The sequence below is a fragment of the Oleiphilus sp. HI0128 genome, assembly GCF_001635365.1.
In genome coordinates this window covers 1-2,052 of sequence record NZ_LWGG01001042.1, presented here as the reverse complement: position 1 = coordinate 2,052, position 2,052 = coordinate 1, and the positions used below count along the sequence as shown (strand labels likewise).

Sequence of the window (2,052 nt, the reverse complement as noted above, 5' to 3'; positions counted from 1 at the left end):
GACTCGTCAATCTCGAAGACTGCAAATATTCCTACAGAGTTCCCATATGAGGAATTCAAGGATATCTACATGTACGCGTACGAGAAAGGCTTGAAGGGATGCACAACTTTCCGCTTTAACCCTGAAGCATTCCAGGGCGTATTGGTGAAAGAGTCTGATCTTGAGAACACCATCTACGAATTTACGCTAGAAGATGGTACAAAAGTAAAAGCGAAAGGTAACGAAGAAATAGAATACGACGGTGAAATTCATTCAGCAGCGAACTTATTCGACGCATTGAAAGAAGGTACCTACGGAAAATACTAGACATAGTGAGCAATACACTAAGCACCCTTCACTATGTAGCAGATTGATAGGTAAAAAATTATGGCAATTAAAATTGAAAAGAAAATCGTCGGTTATCAAGTAGACAACTCCGGTGATAAAGCGCATGTTGTAGACAACACGCCAAAGGTTGTTCCAGTAGAGATGAATGAGTCGATTAAACGACCAGACTATCTTCTCGGCTCAACTTATAAAATTAAACCACCCGTATCTGAGCATGCGTTATATATTACTATTAACGACATCATTCTTAATGAAGATACTGACCACGAAATTAGACGACCTTATGAAGTCTTCATTAATTCTAAGTCGATGGAACACTATCAGTGGGTAATCGCTTTAACTCGCGTTATCTCTGCCGTCTTCCGTAAAGGTGGCGACATCACCTTCATGATCGAAGAGCTATCTTCAGTTTATGACCCGAACGGTGGTTACTACAAGAAAGGTGGCGTCTATATGCCATCATTAGTAGCCGAGATTAGCTCTGTAGTCGAGAAGCACATGAAGACTATCGGTCTAATCAAGTCTGAAGAAATGAGCGATCATACAAAGCAGATTCTTGCTGAAAAGAAAGCCCAGTTCGAAAAGGAAGGCAGCGCTACTCACGTTAACACTGAAGAGCCACCTGAAGATAACCCATTCCCTGCTAACGCGACGCTTTGTAAGAAGTGCCACAATAAGTCGGTGATCGTTATGGATGGTTGCCAGACTTGCTTGAACTGCGGTGATAGCAAGTGCGGCTAGTGCTTTCTAGCTAAATAAGCTAAACGAAAAAGGCCAAGTAAATATTTTACTTGGCCTTTTTTGCATTTATGCGGCGCTATTTCTAACAGTTAGCCAAACCGCCCACCGATATAATCCTGCGTTACCTGATTACTTGGCGATTCAAAAACTTTTGTCGTTTGGTCAAACTCCATTAGCTTCCCTAGGTGGAAGTGAGCAGTCATGTCGGCAGTACGATGTGCTTGTTGCATGTTATGCGTCACAATTACAATCGTGTAACTTTTCTTTAGCTCAAGCATTAGCTCTTCGATTTTTTGTGTCGAGATCGGGTCGAGTGCTGAGGTAGGTTCGTCCATTAGTATAACGTCAGGCTTAACCGCTATCGTTCGGGCAATACAAAGTCTTTGTTGCTGACCACCTGACAAACTCGTACCAGGGGAATGCAGTTTGTCTTTAACTTCATTCCACAGACCTGCCGATATAAGAGAACGCTCAACTAAGTCATCACATTCGGTACTACCCTTTTTAACCTGGCTATGCTTAATTGGTCCGTAAGCAACATTCTCGTAGATAGACTTTGGGAAAGGGTTTGGCTGCTGAAACACCATTCCTACACGCTTTCTTACCGAAACTTCGTCTACGTCTTTGTCATATATATTCTTACCATCAATGACTACTCTTCCGGCAATATCAACGATGTCGATCAGGTCATTCATTCTGTTTAGGCAGCGCAAAAATGTCGATTTACCGCAACCCGAAGGCCCGATCAAGGCCGTAATATTATTCTCTGGCACCTGCATATTGATACCATGTAAAGCATGGTGATCACCATAGTGAAGGTTTAAGTCTTCAGCGACGATCTTTATGTTATTACCACTTGATTTCATACTTCTTCCTTAGGTAAATAGCTGCAGCGTTCAGTGTGATTAATATCGACAGTATGACAACAATGCCCGCTGCTGTTTTTTCTACATATGCACGTTCAGGCATACCCGCCCACGTAAA

At 42.3% G+C, this 2,052-nt stretch carries 2 protein-coding genes and 1 pseudogene; 2 read left to right on the top strand and 1 reads right to left on the bottom strand.

The annotated features are described in order from the left end of the window. Positions 1 to 306 (top strand): annotated as a pseudogene (locus A3763_RS17730) (ribonucleoside-diphosphate reductase, adenosylcobalamin-dependent); the annotation flags it as partial. Positions 307 to 366: 60 nt separating this feature from the next. After that, complete coding sequence (locus A3763_RS17725; RefSeq protein WP_068512706.1) at positions 367 to 1,068, top strand: NrdJb; 702 nt, start codon at positions 367 to 369, stop codon at positions 1,066 to 1,068. An 89-nt stretch (positions 1,069 to 1,157) separates the two neighbouring features. Here the strand turns inward: A3763_RS17725 and pstB are convergent, their stop codons facing one another. Further along, entirely contained in the window at positions 1,158 to 1,934 is a 777-nt protein-coding gene (pstB, locus tag A3763_RS17720; RefSeq protein WP_068512725.1) for a phosphate ABC transporter ATP-binding protein PstB, read from the bottom strand. Between the last annotated feature and the right edge of the window lie 118 nt (positions 1,935 to 2,052).

Excerpts from the sequence above, each read along its gene's own strand:
- A3763_RS17725 (WP_068512706.1), top strand. The coding sequence starts at position 367 with ATGGCAATTAAAATTGAAAAGAAAATCGTCGGTTATCAAGTAGACAAC.
- pstB (WP_068512725.1), bottom strand. The coding sequence starts at position 1,934 with ATGAAATCAAGTGGTAATAACATAAAGATCGTCGCTGAAGACTTAAAC.